Raw genomic sequence first — 18,624 nt, forward strand, 5'->3', positions numbered from 1 at the left:
TAGATTCATGATAAATAACGTTGTACTTGTAGGTCGCATGACCCGCGATGCTGAACTACGCTACACACCGCAAAACCAAGCGGTTGCAACATTTACATTAGCTGTTAATCGTAATTTTAAAAACCATAATGGTGAAAGAGAAGCAGACTTTATCAATGTTGTCATCTGGCGTCAGCAGGCAGAAAATCTTGCTAATTGGGCTAAAAAAGGTGCTCTAGTCGGAATTACAGGTCGTATTCAGACTCGTAATTATGAAAATCAGCAAGGTCAACGTGTCTACGTCACTGAGGTCGTTGCAGACAACTTCCAACTATTGGAGAGTCGTACAAGCCGTGAAGGACAGTCTGGAGGCTATACTCCAAATAACTTTGGCGGTAATGCAGCACCAAGCTTCGGAGGCGCTGACTCGTCTCACCAAGTACCGAATTTTTCTCGTGATGAGAATCCATTTGGTAACTCAAATCCAATGGATATCTCAGATGATGATCTGCCATTCTAATTGGACAAACTAGAACTATAATATAAAGGAGAAAACACATGGCTCAACAACGTCGTGGCGGATTCAAACGCCGTAAAAAAGTTGATTATATCGCAGCGAACAAAATTGAATATGTTGATTACAAAGATACTGAGCTTCTTAGCCGTTTCGTTTCAGAACGTGGGAAAATCCTTCCTCGTCGTGTAACAGGAACTTCAGCTAAAAACCAACGTAAAGTAACAACAGCTATCAAACGCGCTCGCGTAATGGCTTTGATGCCTTTCGTAAATGAAGACTAATTTGATTAATAGCAGGCTCTGACCTGCTGTTTTTTTATTATATCATTGACAAAATGTCAGTTAGGTGCTATACTGACCACAAGGAGGCAGAAATCATGCGTGATGTCAAGGAAGTAGAGGTACGGAGAGCAGAGATTATGTCTGCAGCCTTACAGCTCTTTGCCCAAAAAGGCTATCTAAAGACTAGAACTCAAGATATTATTGATAAGCTTGGAATCTCACGAGGTCTGCTTTACTATCATTTTAAGGATAAGGAAGACATTCTCTATTGTCTGATTGAAAAGAATTCTGAGCCCTTGCTGAGAAAGCTAGAAAAGATTAGCTATCAGCCAAATGTTGGGGCCAAGGAAAAAATCAGAGCCTTTATTGAGGCGACCCTTATCCCAGAGGAAAGCAGAACACAGGAAAATCAGGTCTTGCAGGAAACCGTCAATTTGGAGACCAATCGCTATGTTTTAGATCGCTTTTATCATAGACTCTGTGAACGGATGATTGTTTTCTTCACTCATATCTTGGAGGAAGGACAGAAATCCGGAGATTTTCATTTAAAATATCCACATGAAACGGCTTCTTTTCTCATGACTGCCTACGTCTTTGTGTCAAATGATATTAAGATGAGTAATGAAAAACCAGAGACTTTGCAGGATTATCTCACCAGTTTCCAGGTAATCCTAGAAAGAAGCTTAGGAATAGAAGAATCTATTTTTTAGAATAATCGGCAGTTTTCTGCCTTTTATTTAGAAACACAACTGACAAAATGTCAGTTCGAACCTTCAATCTCTTAATCTAAATTATAAAAAATTTTACGCCAAAACTGACAAAATGTCAGTTTAAATAAAAGGAGAAATTCATGTTAAAAATAGAACATTTAACAAAAGTATATAGCAATGGTAAAAAGGCTGTGGATGATCTTAGTCTGATGGTGGAGCCTGGAGATATTTATGGCTTCATCGGCGCTAATGGAGCAGGTAAGACATCCACCATTAAGTCCATTGTGGGGATTCATGATTTTGATAAAGGAGAGATTTATATCTGCGGGCACTCTATCAGGAAGGAGCCCTTGCTTTGTAAGAAAAAGATGGCGTTTCTGCCGGATAACCCAGACCTTTATAAAAATCTGACAGCAAGGCAGTTTTTGGATTTTGTAGCAGACATTTATAGGGTTTCTATGGAAAAGAGGCAAGCAGCTATAGAAAAGTATTCTAAAATGTTTGAGCTGGATACGTCTTTGGATCAATTGATATCAGCTTATTCACATGGAATGAAGCAACGATTGGCACTAATAGCGGCCCTCTTGCATGAGCCAGAATTGTTGATTTTAGATGAACCTTTTGTCGGTTTAGATCCGAAAGGCGCATATTATTTTAAGCAAATCATGAGAGAGCTAGCCAGTCAAGGGCATGCGATTTTCTTTTCCACTCACGTTTTAGAGGTTGCGGAAGAACTCTGCAATAAGATTGCAATTCTGCAGAAGGGTCGTTTGGTGGCTAATGGAAGGACCTCTGAAGTTAAGGGGACATCTAGTTTGGAACAAGTATTTATGGAGTTACAGGAAGATGACTAATATTCTTTTGCTTTTAAAAGTACAATTATACAGCACATTTTCGCTTAATGATTTAAGGAAAGGACGAGGATTGGGCAGGTATTTTAAGCTTGGTCTGCTCTTCTTGCTTGTTTTGCTATTTTCAGGCTATAATCTTTTGACGGCTTTGAGTTTGGTCAAGTTGGGGCAGGCAAATTTGATTCCAGCCTATATGATTGCCTTGGTTAGTTTTATTATTTTCTTTTTCAGTCTGATGCAGTCAAATGGCATCTTGTTTGACCAAGAGGAACTTGATAGGCTCATCGTATTACCGCTCAGTATTAGGGAAATCGTCTATGAGAAATATGCTTTTCTTTATCTTTTGAACAGTGTGTTTGCCATTCTTCTCATGCTGCCAGCAGGCCTCGTTTGGTTTAGATATGGTGCGTCCTTGTTGGAGTTGCTTTTTTATCTGCTTTTAATGGGATTTGTTCCTCTTTTACCTCTCTGTTTAGCATCTTTACTTGGCTTGTGCGTGGCCTACATAGCCTCAAAGGCCCCTCATAAAAATCTAGTTGCCTTCCTTTTTTCTCTCCTCTTGCTTTTGGGGCTGGCAACAGGCAGTATGTGGGCTATGAGAGCTGGACTGTCAGGGGAAAATGTTGGTCTCGTGCTTACCAAGCAGCTGACCTCTCTCTATCCTCCGGCAAGCTTGTTTTTTAACCTTCAGCATTTTTTGTGGGCTAGCCTTCTGTTGATGTTTGCATCTTTTGTGCTGACAGGACTCTTTCTAAGGTATTTAAGTAGAAATTATTTAAAAATGAATCAGATGATAACAGGGGTGAAGTCAGAAAGCAAAGTCTATAGAAGCTGGCAGAAGTCTCCCTTTATGGCTCTTTATAGGAGAGAAGTTGCGAATTTTGTGAGTTCCTATCTTTATATGCTCAATAGTGGACTGGGAACTATTTTAATCATCGTTTTAGCCATCTTGCTTTGTTTTATGAGTTCTGATGTCCTCTTTTCTTCGATAGGACTCAGCGATAGCCGAGAATTTTTACCCCTATTACTGGCTGGCTGTCTCAGTATTTCCAATCCTGCAGCTGTCAGTATTTCCTTAGAGGGTGAAGAGATTTGGCTGCTTCAGACGCTCCCGGTTTCTATGAGGCAGATAATGATGGCAAAGCTGGCCTTGACGGTGTCTTTACATTTCGTGGCCTTGCTGCTGGGCTTGCCTGTTCTGGCCTGGCGTTTCTCGCTAGGAGTCTTGCAAGTAGTGGACTTGGTCCTTATTTCACTGGCTTATTCTCTATTTACAGCTCTTCAGGGACTTGTGGTCAATTTTCATTTTCCTAAGTTCATCTGGGACAATGAAATGATTGTTATTAAGCAAAGTTTTTCAACTATCTTGTCTGGAGGAATTGGCATCTTGGTTCTTGTGTTCACTCTTTGCTTATCCTTACTATTTGGTATGGACTTGGAGATTTCGTTGCGAATCTCAGCTCTTGGACTTTTGCTTTTGGCAGTCGTCCTTTATAGGCATTTAATAAAGCAAGGATATTTTAAGGAGGTCCATGGCTAATGAAAAAGAAAGATTTATTCGTTTTGTTTCTCTTGGCAGTAATCATATTTTTGATTATCTTCCTGCTGCCAGAGCAGGTTCCCATTCATTTTAACAGCGCAGGAAATGCGGACATTGTTGTCAATCGCTTTTGGTTGATTCTCGGTTTGCCCATTCCCTACTCTCTTTATTGGAAATATTTTCGAAGCAAATAAAAAAGAGGTCAGTGAACAATTTCTAAGAGAAGCTAGGTGTGACCATGAAGAAAACCACTTATGAACAGAATATAGTTTTCTATACAGTTCATAAGTGGTTCTTTTAAATTTATTCTTTGCAATTAAGGTGATGGTATCTTTTTTACCCATGCTCTTAGAAAGCTTAGATCATTAAAGATAAAAATTAGAAAAATTATTTGGCAGAAGTAATATCCCCAATCTAGCTTATAAATGTCTCTTTGGATGGTAATGGAGAACATTGTGTAAACCATTAAGACAAAGCTAGCTATAAAAAGTAGAAAAGATTGTAAACTTGCTAGAAAAGGATAGCCTTTGTTTTTTAAAATGAATTTCAATAAAACGGCTAGGGCAGGAAGAACAGATAGAAAAATAAAGGAATTCTTAAAATAGGAATTGTTCAGATCTGCAAATTCTTTTCCACCAAAAATAGGATTGTTATTTTGGAATAGGTAAAATTGAGATGTTTTATCGTGTAAAAAAGGCATGCTAGCAATAACTAAGTAAAGTGCAACTAATAATCCGATTTGCCAAGGGAAACTTACTTTAACCCTTTCTTTATTCTCTGACATTCCTATCTCCCTTCTCTAATTTTTCCTTGCTCAACTACGACAAAATCGCCTCCTGCTTCATCAATCGTCCCTAAGACGTAGGCTCCATCTGGCAGGCTTAATTGTTCTAACAACTGTTGGATTTGGTCTCTTAGGTGGATATCTTCTCTGTCGACTCCTTTGGGCAAGATAATTTGGACATAGACAGCTCCTTGCGATAAGGCATGATTTAATGAAAAATCGTACAATTCCTCAAGGATAGAATGTTTATTTTTAGTAGCATTTTCAATGCGATCGCTATACCAAGTTTCACCTCTAACAAAATTAGCTTGATCAGATAGGGTGCTTCTTAACTTAGCTGATGCTCCACTTAAATCTGGAGCTTGATTTAATTTTCTTGTTAAAGACTCTTCCAACTTGGTCCGTTCGGGATTGATTTCCAGCATTTTTTCAATCATTGGTAAATAAACTCTGATAGATTCATCATAAGTCGTCCCTAACTCAGATATAGGGTTGTATCTATCGGATAAATCTATTTTGTCATAATAAGGCATGACTAATTGTTTAAAGCGTACGGATTTTTTCAAGGGCAGAGAAATGTTCTTGCCGTTAATTTTTTCAGTATAAGTAAAATTAACATCAATGCCTGTTCTTTTTTCAGCCCAGGAAAAGCCTGTAATCTTAATCTCTCCAGGGAAATTCCGATTAGCATAAAAACCCTTGAGATTGGCCTCTAGATTCTTATAGAAAAACAGGAACAAGAGTGCTAGAAAGCACACAAGGACAAGCATACTTTTCCACTTGTCAGAATTAATTTTCAGTATCTTTTTCAATAGCATCCTCCTTAATTACTTGCTTGAACTCCTGATCTGTTTCTACATACTCTTTCCGGCCAGTTTTTGTATATCCACTATCAATGGTCCAGTGAAAATAGGAGGCATCAGGATATAAAATCTTTGTCAGAGTTTCACTATCATCTAAGGTCATATTTTCTTTTAAAACTAATAAATAACCATACTTCTTAAGTGTTGCAAGTGTTACGCTATCCTCAGTTTTAACATTACTGCTACTATGATTTTTGTCGGAAGAATTGTCAGTTGAAATTGATTCTTTATCTTCTTTTTCATACTTAAACCAAGGTCCGTAACTATGTATATTACTCTCGTCATCACTGTATGCCTCAGTAATAAATGATGGATCTGAGAGTGCACGATAGATTCCTCCATAGCCGAATTGGATTGTCTCTTTGGGGCGTTTTTTTGTTGCCTTTTTATTAGTCAGATTGATATAAATTTCGTTATCGTAGTCTATCTGGATTTTTACATAGTCATTTTTCCCATCAGAATACATCTGATTATCTAATTCGCCATTTATAGATACATATCCCATATCTTGAACAAGCTTTAAGGCATCAATCGTTTGACCTTCTCCTTTTTCTTGTCCTAGTTGGTAATAACGAATTCGGAAGTATTCTTCCTTATCCTTCTTTTTCAGTGTGCCATCATATTGCTTGGAATCTTGAACTGCTAGATATTTCCGACCTACGGCAAAAACAGATGAGCCCCGTTCATTATCGTCTTCCTTAAAAGAGAGGGCTATCATAGGAAATTCAGGCTCATTCTCTCCAATTGTTACATAATTCGTTAAACGCAGATTCTTCCCTTTATAAACATAATTTCGTTCTTTAACTACATAAGTAGCTTCTTTTACAAAAAAGAAAGAACAAGCACCACCGACAATAAAAACGACCAGCGCTGCCAAAGCATAAATTTGCCACATTTGCCAAGAGAAATTCTCTAGCTTCTTCATCCTATACTCCTTTAAGATAGATTATGCACTATTATATCATTTTTGGGTAAGATTTCTGCTAAAAGTGGAAGAAAAGTATGATAGAATGGTATTATTATATTTTTATTAGGGAAGCGAATATGGATCAAACACCTTTCAAAAAAATCATTAAAATATCTAGTTTCTTTTTTCTCGCTCTAGTGACCTATCTGATCTATTATCCGACGATTAGTCCTGAACCTGCAAAAAGGGAAGGGATTAGCAAGAATCATAGTCGGACCGAGTCAGAAGATCGATATCGAATAGGTGTTAGTCAGGTAAATGACTTTCAGAAAATCGGAAATATTGCGCTGGCTATCGACAAGTTTGGGGAAGTCCAGGAAAAAGATGGCTATCTAGTTGCACAGAATTACAAGCTCCCCGAGGATCCGTATCCTGACGAGGGGAAGGCTTTTTATGACAAAAAAAACACGGAATATTTTTATCAGATTGATATTTACAAAGAGGACGAAGGGATTCAGTCATTAAAGAAGGTCGATGTACGAGCCCTTCTTCTTAAAGAAAAGAAAAAATATAACATTAAGAGTACCGCGAGATTAGATGTGCTTGACTCGTCTCCAGATGCTCCTTATATAGAAATAGCGCTGGAAGAGATTGATGGTGGCCTTCAAAAAGCATCTCTGATTATTGACTTAAAGACGGCAAAGAGTCGGATTGCTCACTACATAGGAGCTGCACAAGAAGAAGTCTTAACTGCTAGCGATAATAGTGAATTTAAAATTGCTCAAAGCAATCCTATTTTTGCTGACCGTTTAAAGAGCTTAAGCTTTATTCTTGATGCTAAAAAAGACACAAATTCCTATGATAACCAAGAAAAGCAAAATCAAGACAAAGTTATCATGATGAGACCATATCAGGGTGGAGACCTAATCAATCTCTACCAAGAATATCCTCATGCCCTCGAAATGGCTAAGAAAGGTAGTTTCGCTATCTATCCACTGTTTAAATACACTAAGGATTCCACTCAACAAGCCTCTGATTTTGCTAGTCTCTTTAATTATCCAGGAGAAGCTCCTTTTTGGTCTGCTCAAAAGAAACAAGAGTATGAAGCAGAACAAATCGTAAAACAGAAGAAAAGTCCTGAAACTCCACTTCCTTATGACTTGTTTATAAAGAAGGTACAGGAGGAAGGAAAAATCAATTGGGCGGAAGGGATTGTCCCAATTGGACTTGATATCGATAGTGAAGAAGTAGTTACCGTTGACTTCAAAAAAGGTCCGGTTTACACGCAGCATTTCGATCTATATGACCACATAAGTGCTTTAGGAAGTTGGACTGATCTTAGCTCTACCAATACGATGCTAAATCAAGTTAGTTTCGATAAAACCAGACGCTATGGAATAAAAACTGTAAAAGACGTCAGCACTCTTATTGATGAATCTAAGCGGTCTAATCCAGCCGGCCCGCAATATATTAATTGGCTTCAATATAACCCTAGTAGCCCTTTGTCTGAATCGTATATGAATACCGTTAAGGAGATTGTGGAGCAAGGACCTCTGTATAGAATTTTCTCCATATTTAGTCTTGAGGTAGGACAGATGACGGTTAGTCAAGCTGAAACTAATGACAATCTTGTGGCAGGAGAAATTTCTGTAATGGTTCAAAACGGCAACCAGGCTTTAGTTCCTCTGCAGTTTAAGATAAATAATTTTCATGATTTAACCCCTGATAAAATGATAAAATCGGGACGAATTATCTATGTCCTTATAGATGGTCAGCTTCGTCGAGTAAAAGTTCCGGAGGAAAGATAAGTGAGTCAGATCATTATAAAGATAAAAAAACTATTTCAAAATAAAATCTTTTTGAATATTGGTGGTTATACTTTAGCATTTGCAATTGGTTTATTTTTGGCTTCATATGTTGCTGAAAAACAAAAAAACACTATACACTCTGAGCAAAATCATACTGAGCAGCAAGAGGTTGGTAAAAATAGGCCAGATAAGGATGCGACTTTTAAGATAGAAAAGCTGGGTGATAATCTCTATATGGTCGAGAATCCTAATTTGGCCATCTTGTCTGACAAGTATATCTTGCAGCAAGAGATGAATTACCCCAACAAAACTTTTTACTACGATAGTTACCAGCAATTTAGTAGAGATAAGAATAAGAATAACCACCTGAAAATTAGACTTCTAAACCAAGCTGAAGGGACTTACAAAGATTATGACCTACTCCAGTTGGCTCAAAAACTACATCCTCAAGCTATTCCGGGGAAAGTGAGTCACCAACTGTATCAAGATCCTCAAGACAGTCAACTCTATTTTGCTTTTGAGGTATATCTACCAGGTGGATCAAATGCAAGCTACTATTCTAGTTCAAGTAGTGGCTCCTTTACCCAGACTCTTTATACGAATATTGAAAATGGTCAGACTTTTTCTCTGGATCGCTATTTCGAACCTCTAACAGCCCATTCGAAGCAACCAATCTATTCAGCTACTGACCTGGATGATAAATTGAATCGTTATGGACTAGTCTTGGCCAATAAAACACAGAATATTACTCTCATCGAGGGAGGAGAGGATTTAAATATTAAGAGTTTGAAATTAAGTAAAGAATTGCCTGGTATAGAAAAGAAATTTAGTGCCGGATGGAGCTTAATGATAACTGGCGATGATTCTTATGAAAAAAGTCTAAAGCTTCTAGCTGCTGAAGGGGAAATCGATCTTTATACTAATATCAAACTAGATGGTTCGTACTCATCCGATAAGAAAGATCATCTCTTAAAATCTTATCAAGATTTTCTAAACCTCTACCAAAAAGGTAAAAACTAACTTGCTTCTTTTCTAGCAAAGTTGGTCGGACATGGTTGAGAGAAGCTTATACACTTGATAACACTTAAAGAATGTATTCATAGCGATCAAGGACGGCTTTCGTAAAAGGAGACCAAGTAAATCCCTGCTTTTGCAGGGGTTTTTTATTATTCTTTAAAGTGTTAAAATGAGATGAGAATCTGTTATAAGGAGTATGATATGGGTGAAGAGCGAATCGTCAGAAAGATGCTTTTTGAGGATATTGAAGGATTATCAAATGCTTTTGTTGAGCAGGGATGGCCTGAGCGAAAAGATATTCTGCACAAATATTTTCTTGAGCAAGAGGAGGGAGAACGCCAAGTTTTGGTGGCTCTTGTTGGCAGATTTTTGGCAGGTTATATAACAGTCATTCCATCAGCAAATCACGGACCTTTTGCAGGCCTTTATCCGGAGTTAACTGATTTTAATGTTTTTGAAAGCTTTCAAAGGCAGGGGATTGGCACGGCTCTAATCGAAAAAGCAGAGCAAGAAGCCCTGAAATATTCAGATGTGGTTACCTTGGGAGTGGGATTACATAAGGGATATGGGCCGGCACAGCGCTTATATATTAAAAGAGGATATATTCCAGATGGTTCTGGACTTTGGTTTAACAATGAAGCCCTTGCCCCATATGCTCCTTGTGAAAATAGTGATGACCTAGTACTTTATTTTTCGAAAAAAAGAAAATAAAAAAATTCCTAAGCTGGTTTGCTTAGGAATCAAAAAATTAGTAGCGTCTCGGGTTAGCTGTGGCGCTTTTAATGTTGAATTTTTTCTTGAGGTACCAGCGTCCTACTAGGGCAAGACCACCAATCATTATGACAAGGAGGTTTGGCAATTGCGGATTAAGGAAGCTTGGTAGGAAAGCACTAAGAGTGAAGGCTACCAACCAAAGTAGGACAGCACCACTCATAACAATGGCTGATTTCCAAAAAGGTGGTTTAGTACCGTATTCTTGGTCCGGTTCATAGTAGCGATAAATGAAATGGTAGAGTGAATAGAAAACCAAACCTCCTGTTAGACTGCCCAGAACTAGGGTAGTAAATCCGTAAGGATTAGGTGTTTTTGCAAAATAGTTAACTGCTCCTTGGAAAATAGATAAAAGCCCGAAAATCAAAAGAGCAGAATCCAAAATCATGAGACGCGGATCGTCATTTTGTGCAGGATTTTCAGCTGCTTTTTTCTCTGCAGCGGTTAATTGCTGAACCCAGGCAGTTGGGGAACCGTAGAGACCACGGGCAGTGATTCCTTTGGATTGGTTTTCAAGGATGGTAGGAATAATTTCCTCTAGGAGGACTTTGATTTCCTCGTCGGTTTTCCCAGCTTCAATCAGCTGGTGAGTAGCAATGCGAATAAATTCTTGGTTTTTCTTGCTAAGTTTGTCTATAGATACTTGTGACATAGGCTTTCCTTCTATCAATTAAAATAGTTTTTTGTGCATGAGGTAAACGGTGAGAGAACCGCTGATGGCAAAGGCGATAAACATGATAATCCAAAAGGCATGCGGTTCGCCATTGAGTGGGATGTCGTTGTTTTTAAAGTTCATACCATAGGCAGAGAAAATCATAGTTGGAATGGACATAACGACCGTTACCAAGGCCAGAGTTTTCATAATGTTGTTCTGGTTATTGGAAATAATGGACGCAAAGGTATCTGTCATCCCACGCAGGATATTTCCGTAAATATCTGCCATCTCGATGGCCTGCTGGGTCTCAATCAAGGTGTCTTCTAGCAAGTCTTCATCCTCTAGGTATTTTTTGATATTACTAGTGGCGCTGGTCAGTTTTTTAATCACGCGCTCATTGGTTTTGAGAGAGGCCTTGAAGTAGACAATGGTTTTTTCCAACTCCATGAGTTCAATCAATTCTTCGTTTCGCGTAGACTGGTGTAGCTGGCTTTCAATCTGCTCGCTCTTGCGGTCAATAGAACGTAGGGCTGTTAGATATAGCTCGGCATTACGATAGAGAATCTGAAAGATAAAGCGTGACTTCATAAAGGTGTAGAAGTTGCGCAGGCGACGGTGGATGAAGATATCCAACAAGGGGAGTTTTTCCAAACAGGTGGTGATAATGGCATCCTCCGTCAGAATGATACCAAGCGGAATAGTGACATAATAGGTCTTGTTGTTTCTTTCTTCAGTAATGGGGACGTCCACGATAATCAAAGTATAGTCATCTTCGATGGTTACCCGGGACATTTCTTCCGCATCGAGTGGCGCCCGTAAGTCGGTGATATCAATGCCGAAAGCATTGGCAATTTCAACTGATTCGCTCTGGGAAGGATTGACAAGATTGATCCAAGTGCCCGATTCGAGGGAGTCGATCTCTTTGAATTCGGTCGTGGTTGATAAAAAGACTTGTTTCATACTCTTTTTCCTTTCCAGATTGTTTTTTTAGACACCGTACTATTATACTATAAATTCACGATTTTTGGAGCAAAAGAATAGAGAAAATTTTGATATAATAGAGAATGTTCAAAGTGAAATGAGGTTAAGATGCAAGATAAAATTGTGATCCATGGAGCGCGAGCTCATAATCTAAAAAATATTGATGTAGAAATTCCTAGAGACAAGCTGGTCGTGGTGACAGGATTATCCGGATCAGGCAAGTCCAGTCTGGCTTTCGACACTCTCTATGCTGAGGGGCAACGTCGCTATGTTGAGAGTTTGTCGGCCTATGCTCGGCAGTTCTTAGGTAATATGGAAAAGCCAGATGTGGACTCAATTGATGGTCTTAGCCCGGCTATTTCCATCGATCAAAAGACGACGAGTAAAAATCCCCGTTCAACTGTAGGAACTGTTACTGAGATCAATGACTACTTGCGCTTGCTCTATGCCCGTGTTGGAACGCCATACTGTGTCAACGGCCACGGAGCTATAACGGCTTCCTCTGTTGAGCAGATTGTAGACCAAGTCTTGGAGCTTCCAGAGCGCCAGCGCTTGCAGATTTTGGCGCCAGTTATCCGCAAGAAAAAGGGCCAGCATAAGACTGTCTTTGATAAGATTCAGAAAGATGGCTACGTCCGAGTGCGCGTGGATGGTGAAATTTACGATGTGACAGAAGTTCCTGACTTATCAAAAAGCAAGCAACATGACATTGAGGTTGTGGTAGACCGAATTGTCATCAAAGAGGGAGTGAGAAGTCGTCTTTTTGATTCGGTCGAAGCTGCTTTAAGGATTGCAGAGGGTTATGTAGTTATTGATACCATGGATGGGAAAGAATTGCTCTTTTCTGAGCATTATGCCTGTCCGGTTTGTGGCTTTACAGTTCCAGAACTTGAGCCACGTCTTTTCTCTTTCAATGCGCCTTTTGGCTCTTGTCCGGACTGTGATGGCTTGGGCGTAAAACTAGAAGTAGACCTAGATCTTGTGGTGCCAGATTCTAGTATGACTTTACGAGAAGGTGCACTGGCGCCCTGGAATCCGATCTCTTCCAACTACTACCCGCAGATGCTAGAACAGGCGATGACCTCCTTTGGCATTGATATGGACAAGCCTTTTGAAGAGCTAAGTGAAGAAGAAAAGCAATTGATTTTCTTTGGCTCAGATGGACGAGAATTCCATTTCCACTATGAGAATGAATTCGGAGGTGTGCGAGATATTGACATTCCTTTTGAGGGAGTGGTGACCAATATCAATCGTCGTTACCATGAGACCAATAGTGACTATACTAGAACTCAGATGCGAACCTATATGAATGAGTTGTCCTGTGTAGCTTGTCATGGCTATCGTCTTAGTCCTCAGGCCTTATCAGTCAGGGTTGGGGGTGAAGCTGGTTTGCATATTGGTGAGATTTCAGACTTGTCCATTGCAGATCATTTGCTTCAGTTGGACAAGCTTAGCTTGACAGACAACGAAGCTACGATTGCTCGCCCTATTCTCAAAGAAATTCATGATCGGCTAACCTTCCTCAATAATGTTGGTCTTAATTACTTGACCCTATCTCGTTCTGCCGGAACTTTATCAGGGGGCGAGAGTCAGCGGATTCGCTTGGCGACCCAGATTGGTTCTAATTTGAGTGGCGTTCTTTATATTCTTGATGAACCATCGATTGGCTTGCACCAGCGTGACAATGACCGCCTGATTGCTAGCCTCAAGAAGATGCGTGACCTAGGAAATACCCTCATCGTGGTTGAGCATGATGAGGACACTATGCGGGAGGCAGACTGGCTGATTGATGTCGGGCCGGGAGCAGGAGTCTTCGGTGGTGAAATCGTAGCGGCTGGCACTCCTGCGCAAGTGGCTAAGAATAAGAAGTCTATCACTGGACAATACCTATCAGGCAAGCGTGAAATTCCAGTACCACTGGAACGTCGTGTAGGAAATGGGCGTTTTATCGAAATTACAGGTGCAGCTGAAAATAATTTGCAAAACATTACAGCTCGTTTCCCACTTGGGAAGTTTATTGCTGTGACGGGAGTTTCGGGATCCGGCAAATCGACCTTGGTCAACTCTATTCTAAAAAAGACCTTGGCTCAAAGACTCAATCGTAATTCGGATAAGCCTGGAAAATTTAAAACAATCTCTGGAGTAGATTATATAGATCGTTTGATCGATATTGATCAAAGTCCAATTGGTCGGACACCGCGCTCCAACCCTGCTACCTACACTGGAGTTTTCGATGATATTCGAGATCTTTTTGCTCAAACCAATGAAGCCAAGATTCGTGGCTATAAGAAGGGCCGTTTTAGTTTTAACGTTAAGGGTGGCCGTTGTGAGGCCTGCTCGGGCGACGGTATCATCAAAATCGAAATGCATTTCTTACCAGATGTTTATGTTCCTTGTGAAGTTTGTCATGGAAGACGCTACAACAGTGAGACCTTAGAAGTACACTACAAGGAAAAGAATATCTCACAAATCTTAGATATGACTGTTAATGATGCAGTTGATTTCTTCAAACATATTCCAAAGATCAATCGGAAGTTACAAACAATTAAAGATGTGGGCTTGGGGTATGTTACTTTAGGACAGCCAGCGACTACTTTATCGGGTGGTGAAGCCCAGCGGATGAAGCTGGCTAGTGAGCTCCACAAGAGATCGACCGGCAAGTCTCTCTACATCTTGGATGAACCGACGACCGGACTTCATACAGAAGACATTTCTCGTCTGTTAAGAGTTCTGGATCGTTTCGTTGATGATGGAAATACCGTCTTAGTTATTGAGCACAATCTAGATGTGATTAAGACAGCTGACCATATTATTGATTTAGGCCCAGAAGGTGGTGTCGGTGGTGGTACGATTATTGCAACTGGTACACCAGAGGAGGTCGCTGCCAACCCAACTAGCTATACTGGTCAGTATCTGAAAGAGAAGTTGCACCAAAAATAGTATTTTATAAATCCTTGCCACCTGTATGTTGGCAGGGATTTTTATTATGTGGAATTTCTTAGTAATACGGCCGAAATATTGCTTGATAAAAATACTTCTCTTTTATTTGTTTTTTGATATAATATGCTTAACTATTTTATGGAGGTATGAAATGTTATCAAGAGTTGAAAAATTTGAAGCAGCATTAGCTCAGATAGAATGTGATGCTGTCTTAGTAACCAATTTAAAAAATATATACTATCTGACTGGCTTTAGCGGAACAGAGGCGACAGTTTTCATCAGTAAGACACGTCGTATTTTCCTGACGGATGCCCGTTATACACTGATTGCCAAGGGAGTAGTTCAAGGATTTGATATTGTTGAAACGCGAGACGCACTTGGTGAGATTGCTAAAATCATAGCGGACGACAAGCTGGAAAAAATTGGCTTTGATGACGAGATTTCCTATGCTTACTTCAAGATGCTAGAAAGTCTTTTCTTAGGATATGAGCTGGTGCCAATGACTGGTTTTATCGAGAATTTGCGCATGATTAAAGATGAGCAAGAAATCGCGACCATTCGCAAGGCCTGCCAAATTTCAGATCAAGCCTTCCTAGATGTACTGGACTTTATCAAGCCGGGTGAGACGACTGAGCTGGCTGTTATGAACTTTTTAGATGCCCGGATGCGTCAGCTAGGTGCTTCAGGTGCCTCTTTTGACTTTATCATCGCTTCAGGCTACCGCTCTGCTATGCCGCATGGTGTGGCTAGTGATAAGGTCATTCAAAATGGCGAAACCCTGACCATGGACTTTGGCTGCTACTACAATCACTATGTCAGCGATATGACACGGACTGTTCATGTGGGACAGGTGACAGATGAAGAGCGGGAGATTTATGATATTGTCCTGCGTAGCAATCAAGCTCTGATAGAAGCTGCTAAGGCTGGGCTTAGTCGGATTGATTTTGACCGAATTCCGCGGCAGATTATTAACGATGCTGGATATGGTCCTTACTTTAGCCACGGGATTGGCCACGGTATCGGTCTGGATATCCATGAGATTCCTTACTTTGGCAAGTCAGAAGAGCCGATTGAGGCAGGCATGGTCCTGACCGATGAGCCAGGTATTTATCTGGACGGCAAATACGGCGTCCGCATCGAAGACGATCTCCTTATTACAGAAACAGGCTGTGAAGTCCTAACCCTTGCGCCGAAAGAATTGATTGTTATTTAGATTAAAGAATCTTTTCTTACCCTGTTAATTTAAAGGATAAAAAGAGGCTTATGAAAAAAGGTATTTTAGTATTTGCGACCATCTTTCTTGTTCTACTCTTCTTTTTAGCCCCTGCCGTTGATGCTGGTGTGGGGAATTCTGAAAGTGGTGGTAGCAGCTTGATTGATTCGGGTGGCGGAAGCAGTTGGTCTGGAGGTGACAGTTGGTCTGGAGGTTCGAGCAGTTATAGCTCAGGCTCTGGTTCGGGTTCTTCGGGAAGTTTTGCCGTTGTTGTCATCGGTGGTGTTATCGGTTTACTGTATAATTTAGTAAAAGGTACAGATGACACTAGTTCTTCAAGTAATGAATTAAAAAGAACGACTGAGGAAAGAGCCGGCAAGCCGATTCAGAATAATCTCGAAGCGATTAGACAACTGAAACAACAGGATCCAAACTTTGATGAAGAGCGTTTCTTGTCACAGGTGAAGGTAATCTACCTTCGACTTCAGTCTGCCTGGACCGAGAAAGATTGGGCTTCGGTTCGTGGCTTAGAAAGTCCGAGTCTCTATGACCAGCACAGCACTCAGCTACAGGAGCATATTCGAGCGAAAACGACCAATGTCTTGGAACGTGTACGAGTGGAAAATTCTAAGATTAAGGACTTCTATCCAAATCCGCAAGGTCATGATAGACTGGAAGTGATCCTGTCATCGACTATGAGGGATTATATCAGGGACGATGAAACAGGACGGATTATCGAAGGTGATCCAACCAAGGACTTATTTACAGTTTATCGCTTAAACTTCATTCGTCTGCATGATGCTAAAACTGAAGAAGTCACGAAGACTGATATTCTTAGTGACCACTGTCCAAACTGTGGGGCTCCTCTGACGATTGACTCTGTTTCCAAGTGTGAATACTGTCAGGCTTCCTTGGTACGAACAGCTCAAGATTGGCTCTTGGACACCTATGATGTTGTCGATGAAATTGAATTTTATAAATAGGAGATAGTATGGGATTTATTAAAGCAGCCCTTTCTGGGGGCATCAGTAGCTTTCGTGATAGCAAGTTTAAAGAAGCGGTTGTTCTGCCTGAGTCAGTTCCGTCAGAAGCCTTGGCAGTTAAAGGTGTTCTTTTGACAAAAGACCCAGACGGTCAATCTCGACACGGCAATCAAAATACCGGTCTTTTAACGGATGGCTCTTTGGTAATTGTTCCTCAAGGCTATGTAGCTTTATTGGTCAACAATGGAACTTTTCTGGGAGAACTTTTGGAAGCTGGTAGCCACGAATGGCAAGCTGGCGATAATGCTTGGTTACTAGAAAAAGGTGGGATCAAAGGAACTTGGGAAAACTTTAAGAATCGCTTCTCATTTGGTGGACAAGTTGTGACCCAACAAGAAATTATTTATTTCAAGATCCAGCCTTTCACAGGCAATAAATTTGGAACTCAAAACCCTGTTGAATACTTTAGTGAACGCTATCAACAACTGCTTAGTATCAGATTTTACGGGCTGTATGATGTCAAAATTGCGGATCCAGTTCTCTTTTATATTAGTTCTGTAAGTCGTCAGATTACGGTGGATCAACCATTTACCTTGCAAGATGTAGCACAAGGGACTCTACGCCAAAATCTGCCACCAAAGATTGCGGTTGCCATCGCAAAGTATACTGCTGACAATCAAGTGGACATCTATAGCCTCAATGCTAATCAAGAAGTCTTTAATGAACTTGCAAAACAAGAGGTCAATCAAACTTGGACAAGCTTATATGGTTTGGAAGTAACCAATGTCCTCCTTGAAGACCTAAGCTATGATGAAGATAGCATGGCGACTGTTCGCAAGCTTGATAGTGAGTTAGCGGCTATGAAATACAACACGATTGAAATTGAAGAACGTAGGGCGCGTAATGAGGCTCTGATTGCTGCAGCCAAAAACGAAGGCGGAAACGGCATGAATCTTTTGATGGGGATGAACCTTGGCCAAGCCTTAGGTGGAGAACTCCAACAACAAGTTTCGTCTTCTCAAGGCAAGGAAAAAACATTTTATATTGAGGTGGATGGGAAATATGTCCATGTCAAGAAAGATGAAGAAGGAAATATCGTTCCAGTAGACTGAAGTAAGTGTACGGTATGGTATGGTGAACAAGTCTGAAAATTTAGTAACTGCAACCAATTGGAGTTGATTGTTATTTGAGAATTATCAGGCTTTATGGTACAATAAAGAGTAAACTATTTATTAAAGAGGTAAAAATCACATGATTGAAGCAAGTAAATTGAAAGCTGGTATGACTTTTGAAACAGCTGATGGCAAATTGATCCGCGTTTTGGAAGCAAGCCACCATAAACCAGGTAAAGGAAATACGATCATGCGTATGAAATTGCGTGACGTCCGTACTGGTTCAACTTTTGATACAAGCTACCGTCCAGAAGAAAAATTTGAGCAAGCTATTATTGAAACTGTTCCAGCTCAATACTTGTACCAAATGGATGACACTGCTTACTTCATGAATACTGAAACCTATGACCAATATGAAATCCCAGTAGTCAATGTTGAAGATGAATTGAAATACATCCTTGAAAACTCTGACGTAAAAATCCAGTTCTATGGAAGCGAAGTGATTGGTGTGACAGTGCCAACAACCGTTGAATTAGTTGTAACTGAAACTCAACCATCAATCAAGGGTGCTACTGTAACTGGTTCTGGTAAACCAGCTACTCTTGAAACTGGTCTTGTCGTTAACGTTCCAGACTTTATTGAAGTTGGACAAAAATTAATCATCAACACTGCAGAAGGAACTTACGTTTCTCGCGCATAATATAGAAGAGGT

The 18,624-nt window shown here is 40.2% G+C and carries 19 protein-coding genes; 14 read left to right on the plus strand and 5 right to left on the minus strand.

Annotation, left to right across the window (positions count from 1 at the left end; translation table 11 throughout):
- Positions 1-7 precede the first annotated feature (7 nt).
- The 6 genes from PCY06_RS08595 to PCY06_RS08620 all read left to right on the plus strand — a co-directional run bounded on the left by PCY06_RS08595 (position 8) and on the right by PCY06_RS08620 (position 4,072).
- On the plus strand, positions 8-499 hold the full coding sequence (locus tag PCY06_RS08595; protein WP_012130902.1) for a single-stranded DNA-binding protein: 492 nt from the start codon (positions 8-10) through the stop codon (positions 497-499).
- Between the two features lie 38 nt (positions 500-537).
- Positions 538-777 carry a 30S ribosomal protein S18 gene (gene rpsR / locus PCY06_RS08600; RefSeq protein WP_000068664.1) on the plus strand — a complete coding sequence of 80 codons (240 nt, stop codon included), beginning with the start codon at positions 538-540 and terminating at the stop codon, positions 775-777.
- A 53-nt stretch (positions 778-830) separates the two neighbouring features.
- The gene (locus PCY06_RS08605) at positions 831-1,487 is read left to right on the plus strand and encodes a TetR/AcrR family transcriptional regulator (protein ID WP_082307349.1); all 657 of its coding nucleotides are present in this window, start codon (positions 831-833) and stop codon (positions 1,485-1,487) included.
- 140 nt (positions 1,488-1,627) lie between these two features.
- Positions 1,628-2,341, plus strand: a complete 714-nt coding sequence (locus tag PCY06_RS08610; RefSeq protein WP_048777243.1) for an ABC transporter ATP-binding protein — start codon at positions 1,628-1,630, stop codon at positions 2,339-2,341.
- On the plus strand, positions 2,268-3,878 hold the full coding sequence (locus tag PCY06_RS08615; protein ID WP_082307350.1) for an ABC transporter permease: 1,611 nt from the start codon (positions 2,268-2,270) through the stop codon (positions 3,876-3,878). The genes PCY06_RS08610 and PCY06_RS08615 overlap by 74 nt, the downstream gene beginning before the upstream one ends.
- A complete protein-coding gene (locus PCY06_RS08620; protein WP_045634134.1) occupies positions 3,878-4,072 on the plus strand; it encodes a DUF1648 domain-containing protein in 195 nt (64 codons plus the stop codon). Before PCY06_RS08615 ends, PCY06_RS08620 begins: the two co-directional genes overlap by 1 nt.
- 122 nt (positions 4,073-4,194) lie before the next feature.
- Here PCY06_RS08620 and PCY06_RS08625 read toward each other — a convergent pair whose 3' ends face one another.
- The 3 genes from PCY06_RS08625 to PCY06_RS08635 are packed head-to-tail and all read right to left on the minus strand — an operon-like array spanning position 4,195 to position 6,450.
- Positions 4,195-4,662: a hypothetical protein gene (locus PCY06_RS08625; RefSeq protein WP_045634133.1), complete on the minus strand. Its 468-nt coding sequence runs from the start codon at positions 4,660-4,662 to the stop codon at positions 4,195-4,197.
- A 2-nt stretch (positions 4,663-4,664) separates the two neighbouring features.
- Entirely contained in the window at positions 4,665-5,480 is an 816-nt protein-coding gene (locus PCY06_RS08630; RefSeq protein WP_045634132.1) for a hypothetical protein, read from the minus strand.
- Positions 5,452-6,450, minus strand: a complete 999-nt coding sequence (locus tag PCY06_RS08635) for a hypothetical protein (protein ID WP_082307351.1) — start codon at positions 6,448-6,450, stop codon at positions 5,452-5,454. Before PCY06_RS08635 ends, PCY06_RS08630 begins: the two co-directional genes overlap by 29 nt.
- Before the next feature lie 119 nt (positions 6,451-6,569).
- Between PCY06_RS08635 and PCY06_RS08640 the strand changes: the two genes are divergently transcribed.
- The 3 genes from PCY06_RS08640 to PCY06_RS08650 all read left to right on the plus strand — a co-directional run bounded on the left by PCY06_RS08640 (position 6,570) and on the right by PCY06_RS08650 (position 9,968).
- The gene (locus PCY06_RS08640) at positions 6,570-8,240 is read left to right on the plus strand and encodes a hypothetical protein (RefSeq protein WP_048777278.1); all 1,671 of its coding nucleotides are present in this window, start codon (positions 6,570-6,572) and stop codon (positions 8,238-8,240) included.
- Positions 8,241-9,260 (plus strand): hypothetical protein, encoded by a 1,020-nt coding sequence (locus tag PCY06_RS08645; RefSeq protein WP_048777237.1) that lies wholly within the window; start codon positions 8,241-8,243, stop codon positions 9,258-9,260. It begins immediately after the preceding gene.
- Between the two features lie 198 nt (positions 9,261-9,458).
- Positions 9,459-9,968: a GNAT family N-acetyltransferase gene (locus PCY06_RS08650; protein ID WP_008809854.1), complete on the plus strand. Its 510-nt coding sequence runs from the start codon at positions 9,459-9,461 to the stop codon at positions 9,966-9,968.
- A gap of 37 nt (positions 9,969-10,005) precedes the next feature.
- Here PCY06_RS08650 and PCY06_RS08655 read toward each other — a convergent pair whose 3' ends face one another.
- Both PCY06_RS08655 and PCY06_RS08660 read right to left on the minus strand, forming a co-directional pair.
- Entirely contained in the window at positions 10,006-10,680 is a 675-nt protein-coding gene (locus PCY06_RS08655) for a DUF1129 domain-containing protein (protein WP_020992710.1), read from the minus strand.
- A gap of 18 nt (positions 10,681-10,698) precedes the next feature.
- Positions 10,699-11,643, minus strand: a complete 945-nt coding sequence (locus tag PCY06_RS08660; RefSeq protein WP_008809852.1) for a magnesium transporter CorA family protein — start codon at positions 11,641-11,643, stop codon at positions 10,699-10,701.
- Positions 11,644-11,772: 129 nt separating this feature from the next.
- On the opposite strand from PCY06_RS08660, the gene uvrA reads away from it, so the two are divergent.
- The 5 genes from uvrA to efp all read left to right on the plus strand — a co-directional run bounded on the left by uvrA (position 11,773) and on the right by efp (position 18,612).
- The gene (gene uvrA / locus PCY06_RS08665; RefSeq protein WP_053794340.1) at positions 11,773-14,604 is read left to right on the plus strand and encodes an excinuclease ABC subunit UvrA; all 2,832 of its coding nucleotides are present in this window, start codon (positions 11,773-11,775) and stop codon (positions 14,602-14,604) included.
- A 151-nt stretch (positions 14,605-14,755) separates the two neighbouring features.
- Complete coding sequence (locus PCY06_RS08670) at positions 14,756-15,817, plus strand: Xaa-Pro peptidase family protein (protein WP_053794341.1); 1,062 nt, start codon at positions 14,756-14,758, stop codon at positions 15,815-15,817.
- Between the two features lie 50 nt (positions 15,818-15,867).
- On the plus strand, positions 15,868-16,800 hold the full coding sequence (locus tag PCY06_RS08675) for a Tim44-like domain-containing protein (protein WP_053794342.1): 933 nt from the start codon (positions 15,868-15,870) through the stop codon (positions 16,798-16,800).
- A gap of 8 nt (positions 16,801-16,808) precedes the next feature.
- Entirely contained in the window at positions 16,809-17,912 is a 1,104-nt protein-coding gene (locus tag PCY06_RS08680) for an SPFH domain-containing protein (protein WP_061593966.1), read from the plus strand.
- Between the two features lie 139 nt (positions 17,913-18,051).
- Positions 18,052-18,612: an elongation factor P gene (gene efp, locus PCY06_RS08685; RefSeq protein ID WP_009754238.1), complete on the plus strand. Its 561-nt coding sequence runs from the start codon at positions 18,052-18,054 to the stop codon at positions 18,610-18,612.
- Positions 18,613-18,624 lie beyond the last annotated feature (12 nt).

The organism is Streptococcus sp. SG1, from assembly GCF_030439935.1.
Taxonomy (GTDB): Bacteria; Bacillota; Bacilli; order Lactobacillales; family Streptococcaceae; genus Streptococcus; species Streptococcus gordonii.

Excerpts from the sequence above, each read along its gene's own strand:
- PCY06_RS08640 (WP_048777278.1), top strand. The coding sequence starts at position 6,570 with ATGGATCAAACACCTTTCAAAAAAATCATTAAAATATCTAGTTTCTTT.
- uvrA (WP_053794340.1), top strand. The coding sequence starts at position 11,773 with ATGCAAGATAAAATTGTGATCCATGGAGCGCGAGCTCATAATCTAAAA.
- PCY06_RS08680 (WP_061593966.1), top strand. The coding sequence starts at position 16,809 with ATGGGATTTATTAAAGCAGCCCTTTCTGGGGGCATCAGTAGCTTTCGT.
- PCY06_RS08630 (WP_045634132.1), bottom strand. The coding sequence starts at position 5,480 with ATGCTATTGAAAAAGATACTGAAAATTAATTCTGACAAGTGGAAAAGT.
- PCY06_RS08620 (WP_045634134.1), top strand. The coding sequence starts at position 3,878 with ATGAAAAAGAAAGATTTATTCGTTTTGTTTCTCTTGGCAGTAATCATA.
- PCY06_RS08605 (WP_082307349.1), top strand. The coding sequence starts at position 831 with ATGTCAGTTAGGTGCTATACTGACCACAAGGAGGCAGAAATCATGCGT.
- efp (WP_009754238.1), top strand. The coding sequence starts at position 18,052 with ATGATTGAAGCAAGTAAATTGAAAGCTGGTATGACTTTTGAAACAGCT.
- PCY06_RS08670 (WP_053794341.1), top strand. The coding sequence starts at position 14,756 with ATGTTATCAAGAGTTGAAAAATTTGAAGCAGCATTAGCTCAGATAGAA.
- PCY06_RS08675 (WP_053794342.1), top strand. The coding sequence starts at position 15,868 with ATGAAAAAAGGTATTTTAGTATTTGCGACCATCTTTCTTGTTCTACTC.
- PCY06_RS08615 (WP_082307350.1), top strand. The coding sequence starts at position 2,268 with ATGGAAGGACCTCTGAAGTTAAGGGGACATCTAGTTTGGAACAAGTAT.
- PCY06_RS08625 (WP_045634133.1), bottom strand. The coding sequence starts at position 4,662 with ATGTCAGAGAATAAAGAAAGGGTTAAAGTAAGTTTCCCTTGGCAAATC.
- PCY06_RS08595 (WP_012130902.1), top strand. The coding sequence starts at position 8 with ATGATAAATAACGTTGTACTTGTAGGTCGCATGACCCGCGATGCTGAA.
- PCY06_RS08650 (WP_008809854.1), top strand. The coding sequence starts at position 9,459 with ATGGGTGAAGAGCGAATCGTCAGAAAGATGCTTTTTGAGGATATTGAA.
- PCY06_RS08660 (WP_008809852.1), bottom strand. The coding sequence starts at position 11,643 with ATGAAACAAGTCTTTTTATCAACCACGACCGAATTCAAAGAGATCGAC.
- rpsR (WP_000068664.1), top strand. The coding sequence starts at position 538 with ATGGCTCAACAACGTCGTGGCGGATTCAAACGCCGTAAAAAAGTTGAT.
- PCY06_RS08610 (WP_048777243.1), top strand. The coding sequence starts at position 1,628 with ATGTTAAAAATAGAACATTTAACAAAAGTATATAGCAATGGTAAAAAG.
- PCY06_RS08635 (WP_082307351.1), bottom strand. The coding sequence starts at position 6,450 with ATGAAGAAGCTAGAGAATTTCTCTTGGCAAATGTGGCAAATTTATGCT.
- PCY06_RS08655 (WP_020992710.1), bottom strand. The coding sequence starts at position 10,680 with ATGTCACAAGTATCTATAGACAAACTTAGCAAGAAAAACCAAGAATTT.